This window comes from Rhodococcus sp. ARP2, assembly GCF_001029585.1.
Classification (GTDB): Bacteria; Actinomycetota; Actinomycetes; order Mycobacteriales; family Mycobacteriaceae; genus Rhodococcus_F; species Rhodococcus_F erythropolis.
Map to the genome: position 1 here is coordinate 1 of NZ_LEKE01000082.1, position 20,288 is coordinate 20,288.

General features: G+C 62.8%; 24 protein-coding genes. 11 read left to right on the top strand and 13 right to left on the bottom strand.

The features are described 5' to 3' along the window. On the bottom strand, positions 1–1,152 hold a 1,152-nt coding region (locus ABX74_RS20925; protein ID WP_047889611.1), incomplete at its 3' end, for an alpha/beta hydrolase. A gap of 69 nt (positions 1,153–1,221) precedes the next feature. Here ABX74_RS20925 and ABX74_RS20930 point away from each other — a divergent pair. Beyond that, positions 1,222–1,833 carry a phosphoribosylanthranilate isomerase gene (locus ABX74_RS20930; RefSeq protein ID WP_047889612.1) on the top strand — a complete coding sequence of 204 codons (612 nt, stop codon included), beginning with the start codon at positions 1,222–1,224 and terminating at the stop codon, positions 1,831–1,833. On the opposite strand, the gene ABX74_RS20935 is transcribed toward ABX74_RS20930, so the two are convergent. Continuing rightward, entirely contained in the window at positions 1,821–2,747 is a 927-nt protein-coding gene (locus ABX74_RS20935; RefSeq protein ID WP_047889613.1) for a hypothetical protein, read from the bottom strand. The genes ABX74_RS20930 and ABX74_RS20935 overlap by 13 nt on opposite strands. Before the next feature lie 213 nt (positions 2,748–2,960). Between ABX74_RS20935 and ABX74_RS20940 the strand changes: the two genes are divergently transcribed. Further along, a complete protein-coding gene (locus ABX74_RS20940; RefSeq protein WP_047889614.1) occupies positions 2,961–3,734 on the top strand; it encodes an SDR family oxidoreductase in 774 nt (257 codons plus the stop codon). Between the two features lie 31 nt (positions 3,735–3,765). Here the strand turns inward: ABX74_RS20940 and ABX74_RS20945 are convergent, their stop codons facing one another. After that, the gene (locus ABX74_RS20945) at positions 3,766–4,197 is read right to left on the bottom strand and encodes a nuclear transport factor 2 family protein (RefSeq protein ID WP_019745114.1); all 432 of its coding nucleotides are present in this window, start codon (positions 4,195–4,197) and stop codon (positions 3,766–3,768) included. Next, complete coding sequence (locus ABX74_RS20950; protein ID WP_047889615.1) at positions 4,194–5,117, bottom strand: alpha/beta fold hydrolase; 924 nt, start codon at positions 5,115–5,117, stop codon at positions 4,194–4,196. Before ABX74_RS20950 ends, ABX74_RS20945 begins: the two co-directional genes overlap by 4 nt. 111 nt (positions 5,118–5,228) lie before the next feature. On the opposite strand from ABX74_RS20950, the gene ABX74_RS20955 reads away from it, so the two are divergent. Further along, the gene (locus tag ABX74_RS20955) at positions 5,229–6,230 is read left to right on the top strand and encodes an NADP-dependent oxidoreductase (protein ID WP_047889616.1); all 1,002 of its coding nucleotides are present in this window, start codon (positions 5,229–5,231) and stop codon (positions 6,228–6,230) included. Positions 6,231–6,284: 54 nt separating this feature from the next. On the opposite strand, the gene ABX74_RS20960 is transcribed toward ABX74_RS20955, so the two are convergent. Together ABX74_RS20960 and ABX74_RS20965 are read right to left on the bottom strand one after the other, a co-directional pair. Next, positions 6,285–7,433: a CaiB/BaiF CoA transferase family protein gene (locus ABX74_RS20960; protein WP_047889617.1), complete on the bottom strand. Its 1,149-nt coding sequence runs from the start codon at positions 7,431–7,433 to the stop codon at positions 6,285–6,287. Then, positions 7,430–8,602, bottom strand: a complete 1,173-nt coding sequence (locus ABX74_RS20965; protein ID WP_020908950.1) for an acyl-CoA dehydrogenase family protein — start codon at positions 8,600–8,602, stop codon at positions 7,430–7,432. The genes ABX74_RS20960 and ABX74_RS20965 overlap by 4 nt, the downstream gene beginning before the upstream one ends. Positions 8,603–8,761: 159 nt before the next feature. On the opposite strand from ABX74_RS20965, the gene ABX74_RS20970 reads away from it, so the two are divergent. After that, a complete protein-coding gene (locus ABX74_RS20970; RefSeq protein ID WP_020970637.1) occupies positions 8,762–9,832 on the top strand; it encodes a LacI family DNA-binding transcriptional regulator in 1,071 nt (356 codons plus the stop codon). 4 nt (positions 9,833–9,836) lie between these two features. On the opposite strand, the gene ABX74_RS20975 is transcribed toward ABX74_RS20970, so the two are convergent. From ABX74_RS20975 to ABX74_RS20985, 3 genes are read right to left on the bottom strand one after another with little or no spacing between them, the layout of a single operon-like run. Further along, on the bottom strand, positions 9,837–10,388 hold the full coding sequence (locus ABX74_RS20975) for an SRPBCC family protein (protein WP_029256137.1): 552 nt from the start codon (positions 10,386–10,388) through the stop codon (positions 9,837–9,839). Between the two features lie 50 nt (positions 10,389–10,438). After that, entirely contained in the window at positions 10,439–11,086 is a 648-nt protein-coding gene (locus tag ABX74_RS20980; RefSeq protein WP_047889618.1) for an alpha/beta fold hydrolase, read from the bottom strand. Continuing rightward, positions 11,083–11,847, bottom strand: a complete 765-nt coding sequence (locus ABX74_RS20985) for an MBL fold metallo-hydrolase (protein WP_047889619.1) — start codon at positions 11,845–11,847, stop codon at positions 11,083–11,085. Before ABX74_RS20985 ends, ABX74_RS20980 begins: the two co-directional genes overlap by 4 nt. A gap of 19 nt (positions 11,848–11,866) precedes the next feature. Between ABX74_RS20985 and ABX74_RS20990 the strand changes: the two genes are divergently transcribed. Then, the gene (locus ABX74_RS20990; protein WP_223257978.1) at positions 11,867–12,991 is read left to right on the top strand and encodes an alpha/beta hydrolase; all 1,125 of its coding nucleotides are present in this window, start codon (positions 11,867–11,869) and stop codon (positions 12,989–12,991) included. Here the strand turns inward: ABX74_RS20990 and ABX74_RS20995 are convergent. Continuing rightward, a complete protein-coding gene (locus ABX74_RS20995; protein ID WP_019745124.1) occupies positions 12,927–13,517 on the bottom strand; it encodes a TetR/AcrR family transcriptional regulator in 591 nt (196 codons plus the stop codon). The two genes, ABX74_RS20990 and ABX74_RS20995, sit on opposite strands and share 65 nt — an antisense overlap. Positions 13,518–13,647: 130 nt before the next feature. Here ABX74_RS20995 and ABX74_RS21000 point away from each other — a divergent pair, with 130 nt between their 5' ends. From ABX74_RS21000 to ABX74_RS21025, 6 genes are all read left to right on the top strand, one after another. Further along, positions 13,648–14,643, top strand: coding sequence for a patatin-like phospholipase family protein (locus ABX74_RS21000; RefSeq protein ID WP_047889620.1), 996 nt, complete (start codon positions 13,648–13,650; stop codon positions 14,641–14,643). A gap of 13 nt (positions 14,644–14,656) precedes the next feature. Beyond that, a complete protein-coding gene (locus ABX74_RS21005) occupies positions 14,657–16,228 on the top strand; it encodes a flavin-containing monooxygenase (protein ID WP_047889621.1) in 1,572 nt (523 codons plus the stop codon). Further along, entirely contained in the window at positions 16,225–17,103 is an 879-nt protein-coding gene (locus ABX74_RS21010; RefSeq protein ID WP_047889622.1) for an SDR family oxidoreductase, read from the top strand. The genes ABX74_RS21005 and ABX74_RS21010 overlap by 4 nt, the downstream gene beginning before the upstream one ends. A 19-nt stretch (positions 17,104–17,122) precedes the next feature. Beyond that, positions 17,123–17,641 (top strand): GNAT family N-acetyltransferase, encoded by a 519-nt coding sequence (locus ABX74_RS21015; protein ID WP_047889623.1) that lies wholly within the window; start codon positions 17,123–17,125, stop codon positions 17,639–17,641. 91 nt (positions 17,642–17,732) lie between these two features. Then, the gene (locus ABX74_RS21020) at positions 17,733–18,143 is read left to right on the top strand and encodes a hypothetical protein (RefSeq protein WP_020970646.1); all 411 of its coding nucleotides are present in this window, start codon (positions 17,733–17,735) and stop codon (positions 18,141–18,143) included. After that, the gene (locus ABX74_RS21025; protein ID WP_019745129.1) at positions 18,143–18,331 is read left to right on the top strand and encodes a helix-turn-helix transcriptional regulator; all 189 of its coding nucleotides are present in this window, start codon (positions 18,143–18,145) and stop codon (positions 18,329–18,331) included. Before ABX74_RS21020 ends, ABX74_RS21025 begins: the two co-directional genes overlap by 1 nt. A gap of 23 nt (positions 18,332–18,354) precedes the next feature. On the opposite strand, the gene ABX74_RS21030 is transcribed toward ABX74_RS21025, so the two are convergent. The 3 genes from ABX74_RS21030 to ABX74_RS21040 form a co-directional block, all read right to left on the bottom strand. Further along, positions 18,355–18,582: a hypothetical protein gene (locus ABX74_RS21030; RefSeq protein ID WP_021345436.1), complete on the bottom strand. Its 228-nt coding sequence runs from the start codon at positions 18,580–18,582 to the stop codon at positions 18,355–18,357. Positions 18,583–18,663: 81 nt separating this feature from the next. Continuing rightward, positions 18,664–19,491, bottom strand: a complete 828-nt coding sequence (locus ABX74_RS21035; RefSeq protein WP_019745131.1) for an ABC transporter ATP-binding protein — start codon at positions 19,489–19,491, stop codon at positions 18,664–18,666. After that, on the bottom strand, positions 19,475–20,288 hold an 814-nt coding region (locus ABX74_RS21040), incomplete at its 5' end, for an ABC transporter substrate-binding protein (RefSeq protein ID WP_047889624.1). The genes ABX74_RS21035 and ABX74_RS21040, both read right to left, overlap by 17 nt.

Genomic DNA, 20,288 nt, shown 5'->3' on the forward strand with positions numbered 1-20,288 from the left:
GGGCTTGAACTCGTTGTCATCTGTTCCGACCACGAACACTCCGCCCGAGTTCGGGAACTTCCGGGTCGCCAGCAGGTCCATCGGATTCACCTTCACGAATGCCGCCTCGTCGCCGCCGAATATCTCGTCGACGGTTCGCTGTCGGTCACCGAGCGAGGGCTCCAACTGACCGGAGAGATCGAGGAACGTCGGATACACGTCGGGGTAGTTGGTAGCCATCTGCAGTGAGCAAGTACCACCGTAAGAGAGGCCACCGATGGCCCACGCCCTCGGGTTCGTGTCGATCTGGAACGCATTCGCCACCGCAGCGGGCAAGTCCTTTGCCAGATACGTGCCGACCTTGCCCTGCGACGAGTCGGTGCACAGCGGATTGGCCATCTGCGACCCTGTTCCATCGGCTATCACGACGACTGGAGCCAACCCCTCGTGATCTCGTGCAAAGGCATCCATTGTCGCGGTCAGCTTTCCGCCCTGGAGCCAGTCCTCGGGCTTGCCAGGCTGACCTGCCATGAGCACGAGCACGGGAAGAAGCGGACGCGGATTGGTGAAGTACGACGGCGGCAGATATACCTGCGCGTCGCGCGCGGAGAATCCTGAAATCGTCCCGGGGACAGGCAAAGTCGTGACCCGTCCGCGAATCGGCATGCCCTCCGGCGCTTTCCACACAGTGTCGGTGGGATCGCCGGTGACAACAGGATCGGTCGGACCGGGAACTTCACTGAGTGAGATGCGGTCGAAATCGTCGTGTCCGAACGCAATTCCCACAGTCGGATACGCGGCGAAAACCAGATTGATCTGCGTCGCGGCAGTGATGACGACCAGAACCGTCGCGATCACGGACAGGAGCGCTTTCGCGACGGTTCCGCCCGCCTTGATTCGCGGCCCGAGAAGTAGCAACGCGTAGATACCGATTCCGATCCACACGTAGATCGACATCTCGATGGGATCGGGGAACGGCACGATCACCTTTTCGACGGTGATCCACACGGCGATCATGATCACCAGCGCAATCAGCCCCGCGATCGGCACCGCTCTGCGGTAGTACCAGCGCACGTTCGAACCGAGCAGCCACACGCCACCCAGGACCCCAAGGACAGTCAGGATCACCGGCAGCGGTCCCGAGATCAAACTGATTCGGTAGAGCCAGTCCACGTCAAGCCTCTCGCGCGTAGAAATGTCGCACGCACGAGGCTAGACGACGACGCTAGTACTCTGTATCAGGTGACATTCATCAAGGTCTGTGGCCTACGCGACGTTGACACGGTCGACCTCACGGTGGGCCTGGGCGTCGACGCCATCGGTTTCGTCTTCGCCGAGAGCGTCCGCAAAGTCGACCCCACACTCGCAGTCGCTCTGCTCGCGCGAGTTCCCGATCACATCCGTGCAATCGGAGTCTTTCTCGGCAACCCGATCGGACAGATCCTCGAGATCGCGAAGATCACCGGGCTTCGCACCGTACAGGTTCACGATCTTGTCGACGCCGAGCAAGTGCAGCGGCTGCACGATGCCGGCCTCACCGTCATCCGCGCGGTCGTCTCCAGCAACGTCCGCGACGGTTACAACCTCGACCTCGGTGAGGACGAGCTCCTGATCGACGGCGCCGACGCCGGATCCGGGGTGCCGTGGAACTGGGCCCAACAGCAATCACGCCCGCACGGCCAGTGGATCCTGGCGGGCGGACTGTCCCCGGAGAACGTGCGCGACGCGCTGGATGCCACCGGTGCCTGGGGCGTCGATGTCTCCAGCGGCGTCGAATCGTCGAGGGGCGTCAAGGACCACGCTTTGATCGAGAAGTTCGTCAGCGCTGTCCGGCAGACCGATCACTCGAAATAAGACGCGTAGTCACTGAAGGCGACTTGACCGGTGGGACTCGCCTTCACGGCGTCGGCAACGGCAGGCGGAATGGGAGCCCAGTGCGCAGGCATGGCCGCCGCCAGTGACGGCTTCAAGATGTAGAGCAGTGCGAAGTTCACTATCCAGAGCGGCGGCGCCATCGACATGCCGACTTCCGAACTCACATCGCCTTTGGTGTTGGTCACCAGCTGCGCTGCTCCCGAAATCTGTTGCGCTGCAAATCCGTAGACTGCCTGCACCGTATATGCCGACTGATAGAGCGCAATCAGAGTGTGCGTCGCACCGTTGTTGCGCAACCAGGTGCCCACGAAACCGCCAGGGGCGATCAGCGTATTCACCTGTCGCGTCGGAGCATCCGCGTTGGCCGGACTCTCCAGCAATCCGTCGGGATTCACGTACAACCCGTAACTGGCCAGAACCGACGGCGTAGTGCCGGAATAGAGGGGCCGCCCGTTCGTATTGGTGAGAATCCGAGCGCATTCGTCGATCACCTCGGCATCCTCGAGATTGCCACCGATCCCACCGCCGGTCATGAGGTCGCGATACTGCTCCTCGGTCAAAGCGTCGGCTGGCTCGAGTCCGATCTGCGCGGCAATCTCTTCCGCAGTCTGCTGACCGAGTGGCTGGTTGAGTTGATCCGGAGTAGTCATCTGCGTGGGCGCGACGCTCTCGTAGACCGGTGCCCCGGCATAAGGGATCACGAACCCGGTATCGACATTCTCTGCAACCGGTTGCGCGCCGGCCGTCTGAGTGGTGGCAAACGAAAGTACGCACACCCCAACCAAAGCCAGAACCGAGACGGTCCCGCGATGAGACCTTGCTCGGTGAGATTCTTGTCCACGTCTACAGCCCTCGCCTGAGAAAGCCTTGCCTGCAATTCCATTGCCGCGCATAGGTCAACCTCCCGGGACACAGTCCGGCGAATCAACTCGAGCTTGCATCTCAGTCAAACGCTGTGACCAGCGCCGTGTCAAGACACTGGTCAGGTCGAGGCACCTACGGCGACAGCTCGCTCGATACAGTCGACAGCTCGCCCGCTACAGTGATGCTTCCATCTGAAGTGACCTCACCCCATTTGAATTGCAGGACATCTCTGGAGGCGAGCAGTGTCTGACAAGCGCGGGACCGTGTTGATCACCGGCGTCGGCCGGAGCAAGTCGATCGGAGCAGCCCTCGCATTGGGTCTCGCCGAGGATGGTTGGGATCTGACGATCGGCTACTGGGCGCCTTATGACGAACGCGTCGGGTTCGTCCGCGGAGCGCACGATCCGCAGGACGTTGCCGAGAAGTGTCGCGCACTCGGGAGCCGTGTCGACCTGGTTCCCGGAGATCTGGCCTCGCCGGATGCGGCCGCACAGCTCGTTGACGCTGCCGCATCGCGGAATGACCTTCGTGGGCTGGTGCTCTCGCACTGCGAAAGCGTCGACAGCTCGATCCTCGATACCACCGTCGAGAGCTGGGAACGACATTTCGCGGTCAACGCCCGCGCCTCTTGGCTGCTGATCAAAGCGTTCGCTGAACGCCTTCCGGAGCAGCGCGACGTCAGTCAGGTGACCGGGCGGATCATCGCACTCACCAGCGACCATGCGGCCCATAATCTTCCGTACGGCGCCAGCAAGGGCGCTCTCGACCGCATCGTCATCGCCGCCGCAGTCGAACTGGGATCACGCGGCGTAAGGGCAAACGTCATCAACCCAGGACCGATCGACACAGGATGGATGACACCGGAGATCAAACAGGCCACAACCCTCCACACCCCTGCCGGCCGGCTGGGTACACCCGGCGACACTGCAGACCTCGTCCGATTTCTGATGTCCGACGCCGGAGGCTGGATAACAGGACAACTTCTTCACTCCAACGGCGGATTCAGCACGAGTTGAGCAGGCAGACCCGGCCCGCTCCGAAATCAGGTCAGGCCTTGTAGTTCGGTAGCGTCTGCCCGAGCCTGCGGCCCATCTCGGCAGCCAATGCGGCGAGCCCGCTGGCCGGACGCACCATGACCTCGAAATCGACGATCTTGCCGTCCTCGTCGAATTCGACCATGTCGATTCCCTTGAGGCTCTTGTCTCCGATGTTCGCACTGAATTCGAGAACGACCTGCCGACCGTTGGCTCCGGCGAACTGACGGTGGTACTCGAAATTCTCGAACACCTGGATCACCGTATTGAGAATGAGCACAACGGCATCCGCGGACTGGTACGGCTTGAATCCGGTGGGCGATCGGAACTGCGCGTCGGGCGCGACAATGGTCGGTAGTGCCGACAGGTCACCGGTTTCGATCATGGTGTGCCACAACTGCAGTGCAGCTTCAACTTTCGGTTCGAGCGTCAATTCCGTGCTCATGCTTCTACCCTTTCCTCGATGTTACCTGCCGCTTGATTTACCGGCACTTGACTTGCGACGGCCCAAGCACTCAACACAGTTCGCACCCCGGTCACGAGTTGCAACGGCTGATCGATCATGACGTGATGGCCGGCTTCGGGAATCTCCGCCACGATGGCCTCCGGTCCGAACAGTCCGCGCATGTGCTCCATGAGTCGATCGGACACGATACCGTTCTCAGCTCGGAAATAGGCTACGCGGCAACGCGGTTCACTGTCGAGAACATCTTCGGCGCCAACTCGGAGAAAGAAGTTCGGATCGAATTTCCATGACCAACCGCCATCGACTTCCTCCATGGACGTGGCTGCCACATGGTCACGCACCGCAAGCAGTCCCGAATCCTGGGGCGGAACGAAGCGGAATCGACCCATCGCGTCTTCCCTGGTGGGATAAACTTTCTTGGGGCCGAACGCATTCTGGCGTCGAGCTGCCTCCTCTTCGGGCGTCCGCGCCTTAAGTGGCGAATCGATGATGACAACGCCGTCCAACAGTTCACCGTGCAGATGCGAGGCCACGAAGGAAACAATCCCACCCATACTGTGCCCCACCAGAATCGGCTTGCCGTCGATTCCCCCGGCCTCGGCCGCCGCCAGCACCTCGCGAGCCCACTGGGATATCGCGTAGGCATCGCGAGTGTCACTGTCTCCGTGGCCCGTCAAGTCGAGAGCGACGACGCGCCGCCCCTCGGCGAACTGCGGCGCGATGTGATCCCACCAGCGACTGTGGGCTGCGCCGCCGTGGATCAGCACAATTCCCGGCCCCGCCGACCCCCAAGCCCGAAAGTGCACCGAAGCGCCCTCGACCTCCACCGACCCCGTCTCGACCGGCGCTTCCAGCGCCCGAGTGAACCAACCAGGCGCGTCTTCGACGACATTGCTCATCGATCGAACATACATAGTCGTCAATCGGTTCATCCAACTCTTCCCAGTTCGTGATCCATCACCTATATTGAATCCGGCCTCAAGTTCAATTCGTTTCGCCGAAGGGGAGAGATGACCAACCGCCAAGTACGCCTCGCCGCCCGCCCGACAGGACTTCCCGACGCTTCCACCTGGGAATATGTCGACGCCGAGATCCCGTCCGCCGGGCCGGGTGAGTTTGTCGTCAAGGTCGAATACCTCTCCCTCGACCCCGCGATGCGCGGTTGGCTCAACGACGTCAAGTCGTACGTTCCGCCGGTCAAGCTCGGTTCCGTCATGCGCGCCCACGGCGTCGGACGCATCACCGAATCCCAACACCCCGATTACCAGGTCGGGGACATCGTGGCGGGATCGTTCGGCGCTTCCGTGTACGGAGTGTCCGACGGAACAGATGTGACCCGGGTCGACGAATCGATCGCTCCCCTACCGACCTGGCTCGGAGCTCTCGGATTCCCCGGCGTCACCGCATATTTCGGACTGCTCGACGTCGGAAAGCTGAAAGACGGTGACACCGTCGTCGTATCCGGTGCCGCGGGCGCGGTCGGCAGCCTGGTCGGTCAGATCGCAAAGCTCCACGGATGCAAGGTCATCGGCATCGCCGGCGGTCCGGAGAAGTGCGCGTGGCTCACCGAGGACCTCGGCTTCGATGTCGCCATCGACTACAAGAACGAATCCGTCTACAAGGCGCTCAAGTCCAACGCTCCCGACGGTATCGACGTGTACTTCGACAACGTCGGCGGAGAAATTCTCGACGCTGCTCTCTCCCGTTTGCGCCTGGGCGCTCGGGTGGTCATCTGCGGCGCCATCGCGGGTTACAACGCCACCGAGCCTCAGCCAGGCCCCGCGCACTACCTGTCACTTCTCGTCAATCGGGCCACGATGGCCGGCTTCGTGGTCTTCGACTACCTCGATCGCTACGCAGAAGCGCAGGAGCGGATCGGAAAGTGGATCAAGAGTGGCGAATTGACTGCCCGCGAGCACGTCGTCGACGGGGGTATCGACGCGTTCGGCGACAGCCTCAACCTTCTCTTCGCCGGTGCGAACACCGGAAAGCTGGTCCTGAAGGTCAGCTGAGTCACCCACACACGCAGATCGGCCACCGGTATTCCGGTGGCCGATTCGCTTGGGTCAACTGACTCCCGACGGAGTGGGAACGCTGTCCTCCCCCAACCGCGGCGGGGCCGACCGATAGGTTGCCGGCGTGCCGCTCATCCGAATCGGATTGGCTACCTGCCGGGTCGGTGCATCGCGACGCGGGTCGTCGATGGACACCACCGGATCGAGATTCAGTCGCTCCGCCAGCGCTATCGCGTCGGCGATGTCGTTGAGAGGTCCACACGGGACACCTCGCTCGGTCAGCGCCTCGAACCACGAGTCTGCAGTGCCCTTGGCCAATGCAGCAGTGACGGCATCGAACAACTCTTCTCGATGCGCGACCCGATCCCGGTTCGAGACGAACCGCACATCCGCGGCAAGTTCGGGAACTCCGAGAACCTCTGTCAACGAACCGAATTGCCGGTCATTGCCGACAGCGAGGACCAGCGGACGGTCCGCGGTGTCGAATACCTCATATGGTGCGATGCTCGGATGCCGATTGCCCATTGCCTGAGGCACCACGCCCGCGGCAACATAGCCGGACGACTGGTTGGCGAGCGCGGAGAGCAACGAGGACAACAGATTGACCTCGACGTGCTGTCCTTCGCCCGTTCGATCGCGATGGCGCAGCGCTGCAAGGATTCCCACGCTGGCGTGTAGGCCCGTGATGACGTCGACCACCGCGACGCCGACCTTGGTGGGAGTCTTGGAATCGGGGCCGGTGATACTCATCAATCCGCCCACCGCCTGGATCAACAGGTCGTATCCCGGCAAAGAGTTGTTGCCACCGAAGCCGCTGATCGAGCAGTAAACCGCACGCGGATTCATTTCTCGCACAGAGTCGTAACCCAATCCCAGCCGGTCCATCGTTCCCGGCAGGAAGTTCTGAACCACTACATCCGCGCCGCGAACCAACTCACGCGCACTCTCCAGATCCTCCTGCTCGCGCAGATCCAGAGTGACCGACTTCTTGTTGCGGTTCACCGACAGGAAGTAACTCGACTCGTCCCCGACCCATGGCGGACCCCAACTACGAGTGTCGTCGCCGACACCCGGACGCTCGATCTTGACTACCTCCGCGCCGAGGTCGGCGAGAATCATCGTGGCGTACGGGCCGGCGAGGACGCGACCGAAATCAGCGATCACCAGCCCGTCGAGTGCTCCGACAGCGTCGACCGTCACCGGAACGCTTCTTCACCGGTGAGAGCGCGACCGATCACGAGCTGGTGAACCTCGGAGGTGCCCTCGTAGGTGAGAACGGATTCGAGGTTGTTGGCGTGCCGAATCACGGGGTACTCGAGCGTAATGCCGTTGGCGCCCAAAATGGTGCGGCATTCACGGGCGATCTTGATGGCCTCGCGGACATTGTTGAGCTTGCCGGTACTGACCTGCTCGGGGCGAACCGTCCCGGCGTCCTTGAGGCGTCCGAGGTGGATGGCGAGCAACTGCCCCTTGCCCAATTCGACTGCCATGTCGGCGATCTTGGCCTGGGTGATCTGGTACGCGGCGAGCGACTTGTCGAAGACCTTGCGATCACGCGCGTAGGAAATCGCGGTCTCGAGGCAGTCACGTGCGGCGCCCATCGCGCCGAAGATGATGCCGAAGCGTGCCTCGTTGAGGCAGCCGAGCGGGCCGGAAAGTCCGCGTGCCTTGGGCAGCATCGCCGAGGCAGGAAGACGCACGTCCTCGAGCACCAGTTCCGAGGTGACCGACGCACGCAGCGACATCTTGTTCTTGATCTCGGGGGCGGAGAATCCCGGAGTGTCGGCGGGAACGACAAATCCGCGCACGCCGTCGTCCGTTCGCGCCCAGACCACGGCGACGTCCGCGATGGAGCCGTTGGTGATCCACATCTTGGTTCCGTTGAGGACCCAGTCGTCGCCGTCGCGCTTGGCGTTGGTTCGCATACCGCCGGGGTTGGATCCGAAATCGGGTTCCGTGAGGCCGAAACAACCGATGGCTTCACCCGCCGCCATCCGCGGGAGCCATTCTTCCTTCTGCTCTTCACTTCCGTTGTGGTGGATCGCGAACATGGCGAGCGAGCCCTGGACCGAGACGAGGCTGCGAATGCCCGAATCGACAGCTTCGAGTTCCTGGCAGGCCAACCCGTACGCCGTGGCACTCATTCCGGCACAGCCGTAGCCCTCGAGATGCATGCCCAGAACGCCGAGCGCGCCCAGTTCCTTGGCCAGCTCACGCGCCGGCAGTGCTGCCGCTTCGAACCATTCACCTATGTGCGGGCGAATGCGATCGTCGACCATCTTGCGGACCGTGTCGCGGATCGCGATCTCCTCGGCGTCCAGCAGGGTGTCGATGGCAAAAAGCTCGGACAGGGACTGCGGCGTGGTCACGGGGCCTCCAGTGTTCTCGGGCGCAATCCATTGCGAGAACGATTGCGCAATCGTTTGCATCGCCTAGAGTAGAGCCCGGTTGCACACCCGTCAATCCCCGGACGGCCAACCGACTCAGAACCAGCTCAGAACCGACGCACACCAGGAGCCCCGACGCAGATGACGCCCGATCCGTCGAACCGCAGCAACGGCCGTCCGCCAACGCTGCGCGAAATCGCCGACCAGGCCGGGGTCCACATCTCGACGGCGTCGCGGGTCCTCCGTCAGCCCGAGCCCGCCGACGGTTGGTCCGACTCCGCACTCCGAGTTCGTCAGGTTGCCGAGGAACTCGGCTACCAACCGAACCTGTGGGCGGCCAGCCTGCGTACCCGCAAGACCACCACCATCGGCGTCGTGATGCCGAGGCTGACGGACGTCGTGGTGGCCACGATGTTCCAAGGCATCGAGGAAGCCGCCACCGCAGCCGGGTACTCCGTCCTGCTCTCCAGCCCACCCGACGATCTGGACGCACAGCGCAAAGCGGTCGAGTTCCTGGTCAGCCGACAGGTCGACGGTCTCATGCTGAGCAGCATCCACCTGCCGGGTACCGATTTCGTCGACTCGCTCCCCCTGCGCTCACTGCCGATCCTGCTGCTGAACCGGCACATCGACTCGGCGACGTCGTCTCCGAACCGAGGTCTTCCCTTTGTCAGCGGCGACGACCGCCTCGGCGGCTACCTCGCGGGGAAGCATCTTCTGGACTGCGGCTATCGCGATCTCGGAGTGATCGCGGGGCCGGATCACGCCAGCACGTCGCGGGAACGCGTCGCGGGTTTCCGCGATGCCCTGACCGAAGCCGGTCTGGAACTGCCGCCGAACCGAATAGTGGCGTCCGAGTTCGAAGTTCAAGGGGGTGTCGATGCGGCGGCCACATTGCTCGGTGGGGATTCACGCCCCGACGCCGTCTTCACGGTGAGCGACACCATCGCGATCGGCGTACTCGGTGTGGCCCGTGATCTCGGGTTGAGCATTCCCGACGATCTTGCGCTGGTCGGCTACAACGACATTCCGGTTGTCTCGCAACTCCCGGTGCCCCTGACAACGGTGAGGTCCCCCGCCCGAAAGATCGGCGCGACCGGGCTCGAGCACCTACTCGCACTTATCTCCGGCAAGAACGTCGAATCCGTGAAACTTCCCGTCGAACTGATCGTGCGAGCCTCCACCAGAAAGCCTGCCAGTCGCAAACTCTGAGCAGCTACCAAACCTGAGATTCGTCGATGCCCAACTGTCGCGCGTAACCGGAGTTGAGTGCGTCCCAGCCGTACTCGCGCGCCCGTTCGCCCACGATCGGTCCGAAGGGCTCGCCTGCCAGAAGGGCATCGAGTACGTCGAAGCACAAATGCCATCCGGCAGCGAGTGCCGACGCCATCCCCTCGGCGCGCGACCTCTGCGTAAGTGCGACGCGGGTGCCGCCCTCGACCGAGGTCAGGTCCCACACCAATTCGTCCGGGCCCCACTCGTGTTCGAGCCGCCGAGTGGTCTCCACAACGTGAACGGTGACCGGCAGCGACATTTCGGGGGCACCGTCCTCGGTGAGCATGGTGATCACGGCGTCACCGGTACGGCTCAGATTCCGATCGGCGGTGTACGGCGTCCATTGCGCCAACATCTCCGGGTCGGTGATCGCCTCCCACACCTTCTCGACGGGATACGGCAGCACCCGAGGGAAGCTGACGACTGTGTCGTCCCCGTCGACGCTCACCGTGACGTCGGACAGGGCACTGGGCTGATACGGCTGGGCACTCATGATTCGATCTCACCAGGAACCACCGACACGGGCAACTGCCCGCTCGGCGTTCAGAACACAAACAAAGCCGATGCGGCCGCGACTGTCGCCTCCACCACCGGAAATTTCACCACGGACAAGTCGTGTCGCGCTCCTTCGAACTCCAACAGACGTGTCGCGGCGGGAACCAGGTCGAGTGCTGCCTGTATCTCCTCCGTCGTCGCGAACTCGTCCTTCGATCCGTGGACGACAACGGCGGGTGTGTTCAGGTCGGGCAGGTGTTCGGTTCTGAGCTTCTCGGGCTTCTTCGGTGGATGCAGTGGATAGGACAGCAGAACCAGACCGTCGACAAGTCCCGGGTTCTCCGCTGCCATCATCGACGCCTGCCGACCGCCGTACGAATGTCCGCCGAGCAGAACGGGTCCGGGCACCGAGTAGTCCGAGCGAACAGCGGCAATCACCTCGGTAATGCCCGCACGATCCTCCGCAGCACGCGACGGATGCGGCGGCCCCGAAGCTCGACGCACCCGAAACGCGAGATCGAAGCGCAGAACTTGCACTCCTGCTGCAGCAAAGCCGTCGGCGACAGCACGCAACAGCACAGTGTCGCAATTGCTTCCGGCGCCGTGGGTCAATGCCAGGGTTGCGACGGGCACTGACTCGGGGCGGTGCAGGAAACCGTGCACCGCGCCTTCGTCGACCGTTTCGACAGTACTCATGGACGCATCCTTGTCCGGCCCGCTCGGGCCTGTTCGACTGCGGCAGCCAAGCTGCCTTCGTAGACCGGCCCGTGTCCGGGAAACAGCGCGCCGGCGGGCGCAGCGGCAATATTGTCCAACGCCTGGTCCGTCGCTCCACGGTCATGGTTGAAGGGGCACACCAGAAATTGTGGTCCGGCGACGCTCGACGTCGCATGTCCGGTCACCAGAGCGTCACCCGACGCGATGACTCCTGCCTCGGGGACAAGGTAAGCGCTGTGGCCGTCAGTATGCCCGTGGGTAGGAATCGGCACGATCCGACCGGGAACGTCCAGCGCACCACCTGACGCAAAGGCCTGTGCTCGAGGCAGTTCCGCGCCTTTCAACGCGCCTGCTCCGATCACGTCGCGTAGCCATTTCGGAGCGCCTCGCCGCCACAACAGCAACGGAACTTTGGCCGGCGACAACTGCTGCAGGTACTCCCGCTTCGCGTGGGGCACTTCCAACGGATCCATCAGGACCGGAACCTGGAGCCGAGTCACGATGTCCGCGATTCCACCGATGTGATCGACATGCGCGTGAGTGACGAGGATTGCCCGAACATCCCCGAGCTGGTGACCGATCTGCTCGATCGAGCGTTCGACGTCGGCGCCGTTGGCCGGGTATCCGCCGTCGATCAACGTCAGATCGGCCCCCTCTTCGACCAGGACCCAATTGGCGTGACCGCACCGAACCAGATGTGTGTTCTCGATCTGCGTGATCGACAGTGCCGCAGTAGTCATGCTTGGTAGTGTGCGCCACGTGTCGGAATCCGTGAAGCAGGCCAGCAGCCGCAGCATTCGAGATCGCGCCGAAGCGTCCTTGGTAGCAGCCGCATTCGCGCTGCCCAGCGCGGTGAAACGTCGAATCACCGGGCCACCCGTCGTTATCGAGGGCAACACGCTCGACGCCGACGCACACCTGCTGCTCACGCTCGCGAAGACGCGGCCACTCCCCTCACATTCCACCGATCCCCAGTCACTCGCCGCTGCTCGCGCCAATCTCACCCGAACCGCGATCATGATGGGCGGCAGACCCGCGCAGGTCCGCACCCAAGAGATCTCCGTTTCGGGTGCCGACGGCCCGCTCCGCGCCCGGCTCTACGTTCCGACTGCCGACACCGGCGCTCTGCTCGTCTACTTCCACGGCGGCGGCTGGGTACAGGGCGGCATCGAATCCCACGACGCTCCGTGTCGCCTGTTGGCCGAGACCTCCGGCGCACGGGTCATCTCGGTCGACTACCGGCTTTCACCCGAATTCGCTTTCCCCACACCGGTAGACGACGCCTATGCCGCGTACCAGGATATCGTCGACCGCGCCGAAGAGTTCGGGGCAGACCCGACACGCATCGCTGTCGGAGGAGACAGTGCGGGCGGGCACCTGTCCGCGACGGTGGCGTTGCGTGCCCGCGACGACGGCAAGACGCCACCGGCAGCACAGCTGTTGATCTACCCCGCTACCGACTTTCACGAGAAGGCTCCCTCGAGAACGACGTTCGGTGAAGGCTTCTTCCTGACCGAGGCCAATATGAACTTCTACGAGTCCAGCTTCCTCGGCAAGGATGCCGATCGACTCGACCCGTTGGTATCGCCGCTACGCGCCCCAGACGTGGCCGGACTGCCACCAGCCATCGTGATCACGGCGGGATTCGATCCACTCCGAGACGAAGGCGAAGCGTACGCAGCACGATTGCGAGACAACGGTGTTCACGTCACGGATAGACGCTATCCCGGCTTCATCCACGGCTTCGTCAACGTTCTGGGGCCCAGTGCCGGATCCCGTGCAGCGGTCGCCGAGATCGGCGGCATGCTCCGCGCACTCCTCAGCCGCCCGACAGAATTTCCCGCACCGTATCCACCAGCGGATCGACGGGAAGCTCTGGGCTGATTGCGCGCTGTAGCCCCAAACCGATTCCGACGCTGAGCATTCGCAGCGCGGCTGCGTCCGGATCCAGCGTCGGCGTCACCCCGTTGGATTCCGTGAGGTGTTGGACCAATCCGGCGATCAGTCCGCGCACCTGGTCGGCACCCGCCGCGATCTTCTCCCGAATGTCCTCGCTGTGCCGCGATCTCACCGAGAACTCGACCTCGAGCAGCGTCCACCTCTGGTCCCCGATTGTTCGCTCGGCCCACCGCGCGAATTCAGCCACCGCATCGTCGAGGGTCGATTTCGCCCCGAGTTGCGCAGTGATCTCACCGACCTTGGTCAGCCTGATCCGGCCGAGAACTTCGGCACACAATTCATCCTTGTTCTTGAAATTCGAGTACACCGCCCCCTTGGAGTACCCGGCGTCCTCGGCGATCTGATCGAGAGAGGCCGCGGCGTATCCGCGATCGAGAAAGTGCTCGACGGCCGTCGCCAACAGGGTCTCGCGGGTCAACGCCTGCGCTTCCTGCCTGGTCAATCGTGCCATCGGAACCTCCCAGTGGTCCTCGGTATCGAGATTCCCACGGTAGCCGAATACCGCGAACGGTCGTCGAGTGGAGTACTGAAACCAATTTTTGGGGTACCGACGTTATTCGGATACTGATAGTCTCCGAAACATGACTTCAGATGTGACCGGTACCACCGTGCGCCAAAACAGCGCACCGAGACGCGGCTTGGCCATCGGCTGCGGCGGCACTCTCGGTTTTGCCTGGACTGTTGCCGCGCTCGCCTCGGTCCGGGATGCACTCGACTGGGACCCACGGGAAGCCACAGCCATCATCGGGACGTCCGCCGGCGCCGAGTTCGTGACGATGCTCGGCAGCGGAGTCGGTGTCGACGAGTTGGTTGCCATGCAACTCGGCAACGCCGCCGCACGCCCCGAGCTCCTCACCCACATCGCGTCGGCGCCCGGAAAGCTCCCGCCACTTCCGAGACTGGGCGTCGGCAATCCACGACTCCTCACGCGTCGAGACCTTCCGGTTCTGAGCCGGATGAGCGGCATCGCACCGGTTGGTGGCGGCGACCCGTCCTGGCTCACTACGCTCGCCGAATCACTTGCTCCGGGCGATTCGTGGCTCCCACATCCGAACGCGTACATGGTATCCATGGACTACAGAACGGGGCGACGGGTCGCATTCGGGGCACAGGGGGCTCCGAAAGTGACCGTCGGTGAAGCGCTCCGAGCGTCATGGGCGATTCCCGGCTGGTTTCCACCCGTCACGATCGACGGCGTCAGGTACATCGACGGCGGCGCCGCATCCACGGCTTCGGTAGACCTTCTGCTCCCCCTTCAACTGGACGAGCTGGTTGTACTGGCGCCCATGGCTTCTCGAACCCTGAGGCCGGCGCGCGGCGCCGCCCGTATCGAACGCAGTGCCCTGCGCAATGCCATGTCCAAGGGGCTCGATCAGGAGATCGAACTGGTCCGCTCCGCGGGTACCAGAGTCATACGAATCGATGCCACCGACGACGACCTTGCCGTGATGGGCGCCAACTTCATGGACGGCCGCCGACGGCTCGCCACCTTCGAATCATCGCTGCGTACAACACGTGCGAGTGTCAAGCGCGAACTCGATGTGCACCCGTTCCAGCCCACTCGTTCCCACCAGTGAAAGCGCAGACTCAGTGAACAACGAATCTGACCACTTCGAGGTCGTGATCATCGGCGGTGGAATTTCCGGAATCGGCGCGGCTATCCACCTGCAGCGTCTCGGAATCGACAACTTCGCACTCCTCGAGAAGGCCGACTCCCTCGGTGGAACCTGGCGCGCCAACACCTATCCCGGGTGCGCCTGCGACGTTCCATCCGGTCTGTACTCGTACTCCTTTGCCGCCAATCCGGATTGGACGCGCTTGTTCGCGGAGCAACCGGAGATCCGCGAATACATCGAGAACACGGCGGGCACGCACGGAGTGGACAAACACGTTCGCTTCGGGGTCGAAATGCTCTCCGCGCGATGGGATGCGTCGCAATCACTGTGGAAGATAACAACTTCCAGCGGCGAACTGACTGCTCGCTTCGTGATAGCCGCTGCCGGCCCATGGAACGAACCCCTGACACCGGCGATCCCCGGACTGGAAGCGTTCGAGGGAGAGGTGTTTCATTCCTCGCAGTGGAATCACGACTACGACCTGACCGGAAAACGCGTCGCCGTCGTAGGAACCGGAGCGTCGGCAGTCCAGTTCGTTCCGCGCATCGTCTCCCAGGTCTCCGCCCTTCACCTCTACCAGCGAACCGCTCAATGGGTTCTCCCCAAACCCGATCACTACGTACCGCGGATCGAAAGGTCCGTCATGCGATTCGTGCCGGGAGCACAGAAAGCCTTGCGCAGCATCGAATACGGAATCATGGAAGCGCTCGGATTGGGATTCCGTAATCCATGGATCCTGCGAATCGTGCAGAAACTCGGGTCAGCCCAATTGCGCCTACAGGTACGCGATCCGAAGCTGCGCAAGGCATTGACTCCCGACTACACCCTCGGTTGCAAGCGACTGCTCATGTCGAACTCGTACTATCCGGCCCTCGGCAAACCCAACGTCAGCGTCCATGCCAACGCCGTCGAGCAGATCCGCGGTAACACCGTGATCGGCGCCGACGGAGTGGAGGCGGAGGTGGACGCCATCATCTTCGGAACGGGCTTCCACATCCTCGACATGCCCATCGCATCCAAGGTATTCGACGGAGAAGGTCGATCACTCGACGATCATTGGCAGGGAAGCCCGCAGGCGTACTTCGGCTCCGCCGTCAGTGGATTCCCCAACGCATTCATCCTGCTGGGCCCGAGCCTCGGCACCGGGCACACATCGGCGTTCATGATCTTGGAAGCCCAACTGAACTATGTGGCGCAGGCAATCGGCCACGCGCGTCGTCACGGCTGGCAGACCATCGACGTGCGAGAGGAAGTTCAGGCAGCCTTCAACTCTCAGGTTCAGGAGGCATTGGGGACCACGGTCTACAACGCCGGTGGTTGCGAAAGCTATTTCTTCGACGTCAACGGCCGCAACAGTTTCAACTGGCCGTGGTCGTCCGGCGCCATGCGTCGACGGCTACGGGACTTCGATCCGTATGCCTACAACCACACGTCGAACCCTGAGTCAGACAACACGCCCCCTGAACCCACGCCGTCTGAACCCACGCCATCTGAACCCACGCCATCCGAGCCCACCACTAGTCCGGAACCGGAGTACACCGCATGAGCCTCTTCGGCACCACCTACCCGCCGATCGATCTCGACGGAGCGGTCGTCGTCATCTCGGGCGGTGGCCGCGGAATCGGCCGGGCGACAGCCAAGTTGTTCGCTACTCGCGGTGCACTCATATGCGTCGGCGATCTCGACGAGGAGACGGCCGTCGACACAGCGGAGTCCATCGGCCCACGTGCCCGCGGTTACCTGCTGGACGTCACGTCGCGCGATTCCTGGGATATGTTCGCCTCCAAGGTGATCGGCGAATTCGGCCACATCGACATTCTCGTCAACAACGCGGGAGTGATGCCGCTCGGCAGCTTCCTCGACGAGTCCGACGCCACCAGTCGAGTCACCCTCGACGTCAACATCTGGGGGCCTATTCACGGGATGCGCACCGTGTTACCCGGCATGGTGGATCGACGACGCGGGCACGTCGTCAACATCGCATCGATGGCAGGCAAACTTCCGATACCCGGGATGGCCGTGTACAACGCCAGCAAGTTCGGTGCAGTGGGTCTTTCGGCTTCTGCCCGTGTCGAATTCGCAGATTCCGGGGTCAGCGTCAGCGCGATCCTGCCCAGCGCGGTGCGGACCGGCCTCTCGTCAGGCGTGCCACTCGGAAAGGGAATGCCGACGGTTGAGCCCGAGGTAGTGGCCAAGGCCGTCGTCGACACGGTCGCGCATCGGCGAGCCGAAACTGCAGTTCCCCGTTACCTTGCGGGCTGGGATCTCGTCGACGCACTGGTCCCCGAATGGATCATCAACATCGGCCGCCGGGTGATCGACGATCGCCGCGCACTGACATCGGTAGATCCGAACGGGCGTGCGGACTACAAAAAGCGAGTGGCACGTCAAGCCGAAAACGGGGAGCGCAATCCGAAGTGAACCGGGTAGTTTCGTGGCCATGTACATCCGCCGCGAAACTTCTTCCGACCGTGACGCCATCTATTCACTGCTCGGGGCGGCGTTTGCCGACCAGGCACCGCCCGGCGAGACTCCCTACGAGATCGAACTGACACGCCAACTCTTCGCCTCGGACGACTACTTACCGAAGTTGTCCCTGGTCGCCGTAGCCGGCGGTGAGATCGTCGGCTTCGTGATCGGAACACGCGGATGGGTCGGTCCCGTGGAGGCTGTTGGCCTCGGCCCGCTGGCTGTCACCCCGGGTAACCAGCGCAGCGGGGTTGGTTCGGCACTGATGCATGCGGTGATCGGCGCGTGCGACGCCCTGGACGTGCCGCTGATCGCACTCTTGGGCAGCACCGAGTACTACCCGCGGTTCGGATTCGTCACCAGCACGGACGTCGGAGTGGAGTCTCCGGAAGCTGAGTGGGGCGCTCACTTTCAGATCAGAACGCTCACCACGCATCGCGCTGATCAGACGGGGAAGTTTTCATACTCAGCGCCTTTCGGAATCGCGTGACCCAGAGCGCGATGTAAGAGTTCTTTGACATACGGCGTGCGTGAATCTACGCTCAACCCCTGTCAAAGAACTCTTACATCCGGGAGGCTTCATGAGCACCACGGCACGGTGGAGCCTGGTTATCGGCATCGGCGTCGCAGTAACGCTGACCCTCGGCTTTTTCGCAGCACTGACCGCCGGCGACCAGAAGACGTTGACCTTCGTCGTCTTCGCAATCGTCATGGCGCCGGCTTGCATCGGATCGGTATGGGCCCTTTTCCCATCGGAAAAGAACAAGGCTCCCGCCTATCCCGAGGACACCGTCGAAACAGAATGGAGTCGCAAGGCCGGATTCGGCGCGTTCACAGACTTGATCACTGCCATGGGAATCGCGCTGATCGCGCACAATGTCTTCGGCGCTCCCGAACTGCCGCTCCTGATCTTCACTGCCCTCGGCCTGGTCGACTTCGGAATTCGGTACTGGGCGGTGTCGAGGGACCGCGCCCCCACGATCGAGATCTGATGCGCAACAATCTTCAAGAACTCAGGACGGCGGCCGGATTGTCACAGCAAGCGTGCGCCGACGCACTCGGAATCACGCGCCAAACCGTCATCTCGATCGAGAAGGGACACTTCGACCCGCGTCTGTCGCTGGCGTTCCGAATCGCCGAGTACTTCGACAAACGCGTCGACGACGTCTTCTCCAGCTGACGCCGTCTCGGGCTGACAGAAGATCAGTCGAACAGGGTAGGCGACCCGTTTTCGTCTTTCCCGTCGTCGACCGCCGTCGTCTTCTTGCCCGAGCCCTTACGGACGACGGTCAATGTCGTCGTTCGACGCGACAACCTGTGCCCGTCACTGTGTTCGAGCAACGCCATGCCCTGGCGAACTTCGACTACCGTCCACGGACCCGCATGGCCGGCTGCCTGCACGAGGTCACCGGACTCCACCTCAGTTGCCATGACCACTCCTTGTTCGTCGTGTCCTGCACGTTCTCCTTCCTATTATCGACGCGGCCACCTGGTAGTCGACGCGCAGGGTACCTACGCTGCAGCAGCAACCTTGACCGCATGGCCGACTTCGGCTCGGAATGCCGCGTATTCGGGTGAGCCTCGGAGATCGTCGGGATCGACGCCGGTTCGTGGCAGATCGATTTTCAGGTCCAGCGCGACCTTGCCGGGCCGGCTTGTCAGAACTACGACGCGGGAGCCGAGAAAGGCCGCCTCGTCGGCACTGTGAGTGACGAAGACACTTGTTCGCCCCGATTCGGCACTGACACTGCGGAGGTCCTCCTGCAGACGCTCGCGAGTGAGGGCGTCCAATGCGGCAAAGGGCTCGTCCAGCAACAGCAACGACGTTTCGGCCGCCAAGGCCCGGGCAATTGCCACCCGCTGCTGCTGCCCGCCGGATATTTCCCAGATACGCCGGTCCGCTGTGCCGCCCAGACCGACGCGGTCGAGAAGCTCGTCGCGCCTTCGCCCGCGTTCGCTCTTCGTCACCCCGGCATATTTGAGTGCCAGATCGATGTTGCCGCCCACCGATTTCCACGGAAACAGTCGTGGTTGCTGAAACACCACGCCGGCACTCGACCCGGGAATCGGATCGGATCCTGATACCTGAACTGTTCCGCTGGAAGGATTTTCGAAACCTGCAATCAGCCGCAGCAATGTGCTCTTGCCGCAACCCGACGCTCCGACGAGGACCAGAAACTCACCAGGGGCGACGTCGATCGATACCGGCCCGAGTGCCGTGACGGACTCTCGACCGTGGCCGTACTTGTGCGAGACGGTGTCGATTCGGATCGCGCCCGGGCGGTCGGCAGCGAATCCTCCCGCGGCCTGCTGTGCGGTCTCGCTACTGGTCAAGGACATCGGGAAGCCCCTTCACATAGAGAGCATTCTGAAAGACCGCCAGATCAGGCACACTGTCGATCTGCTTCTGCTCGGCCAGGAATTGCGCTGCACTCTGCAGGTTCACTGCCAGATTCCCGGGAGCGCCTTCGGTGCCCAGCCATTCCGGCGAGGAGATCTGCTCGGGAGTGAGGAACACTCCCTGCTTCAGCTGTGCTGCCGCGTCTTCCTTCGAGGCACCCAATTGCGCGGCAACAGCTTCCGCTGCCGCGTCCGGGTCTGTGGCGATTGTCGTGAGCGCGCGGGCCTGAACCTTTCGCCAGGTGTCGACGATCTCGGGGTGGTCCTTGGCAAACGCGGTCGACACCACACCAAGATCGAGTGTCGGCTTTCCAGCCGTCGCGAGCTCGCGGCTGGCGATCAACTGTGTTCCGTCCTTACGGAGTTCGTCGAGCGTGGGCAACCAGGTGTAGACGGCATCGATGTCACCTCGCTGCCAGGCAGCGAGGGATGCTTGCGGCTGGAGATCCACCAACTGGACGTCGTCAGCACTGAGTCCGGCCTGGTTCAGTGCTGCCAGCAGACTGTAGTGCGCGGTCGAGGCGAATGCCGTGGCCACTTTCTTGCCACGCAGATCTGCGACGGTCTTGATTCCGGTTGCGTTGCGCGCCACCAGGGCTTCGTTGTCGCCGGCCACGTCGAGAACAAACGCGACCTGGTACGGAATGTTCAGCGGTGCCGAGAGGCCACGAGCAACCGGACTCGAACCGATTGCGCCGAAATCGATTTCACCGGCGATGAAGGCGGTGTTGATGTCG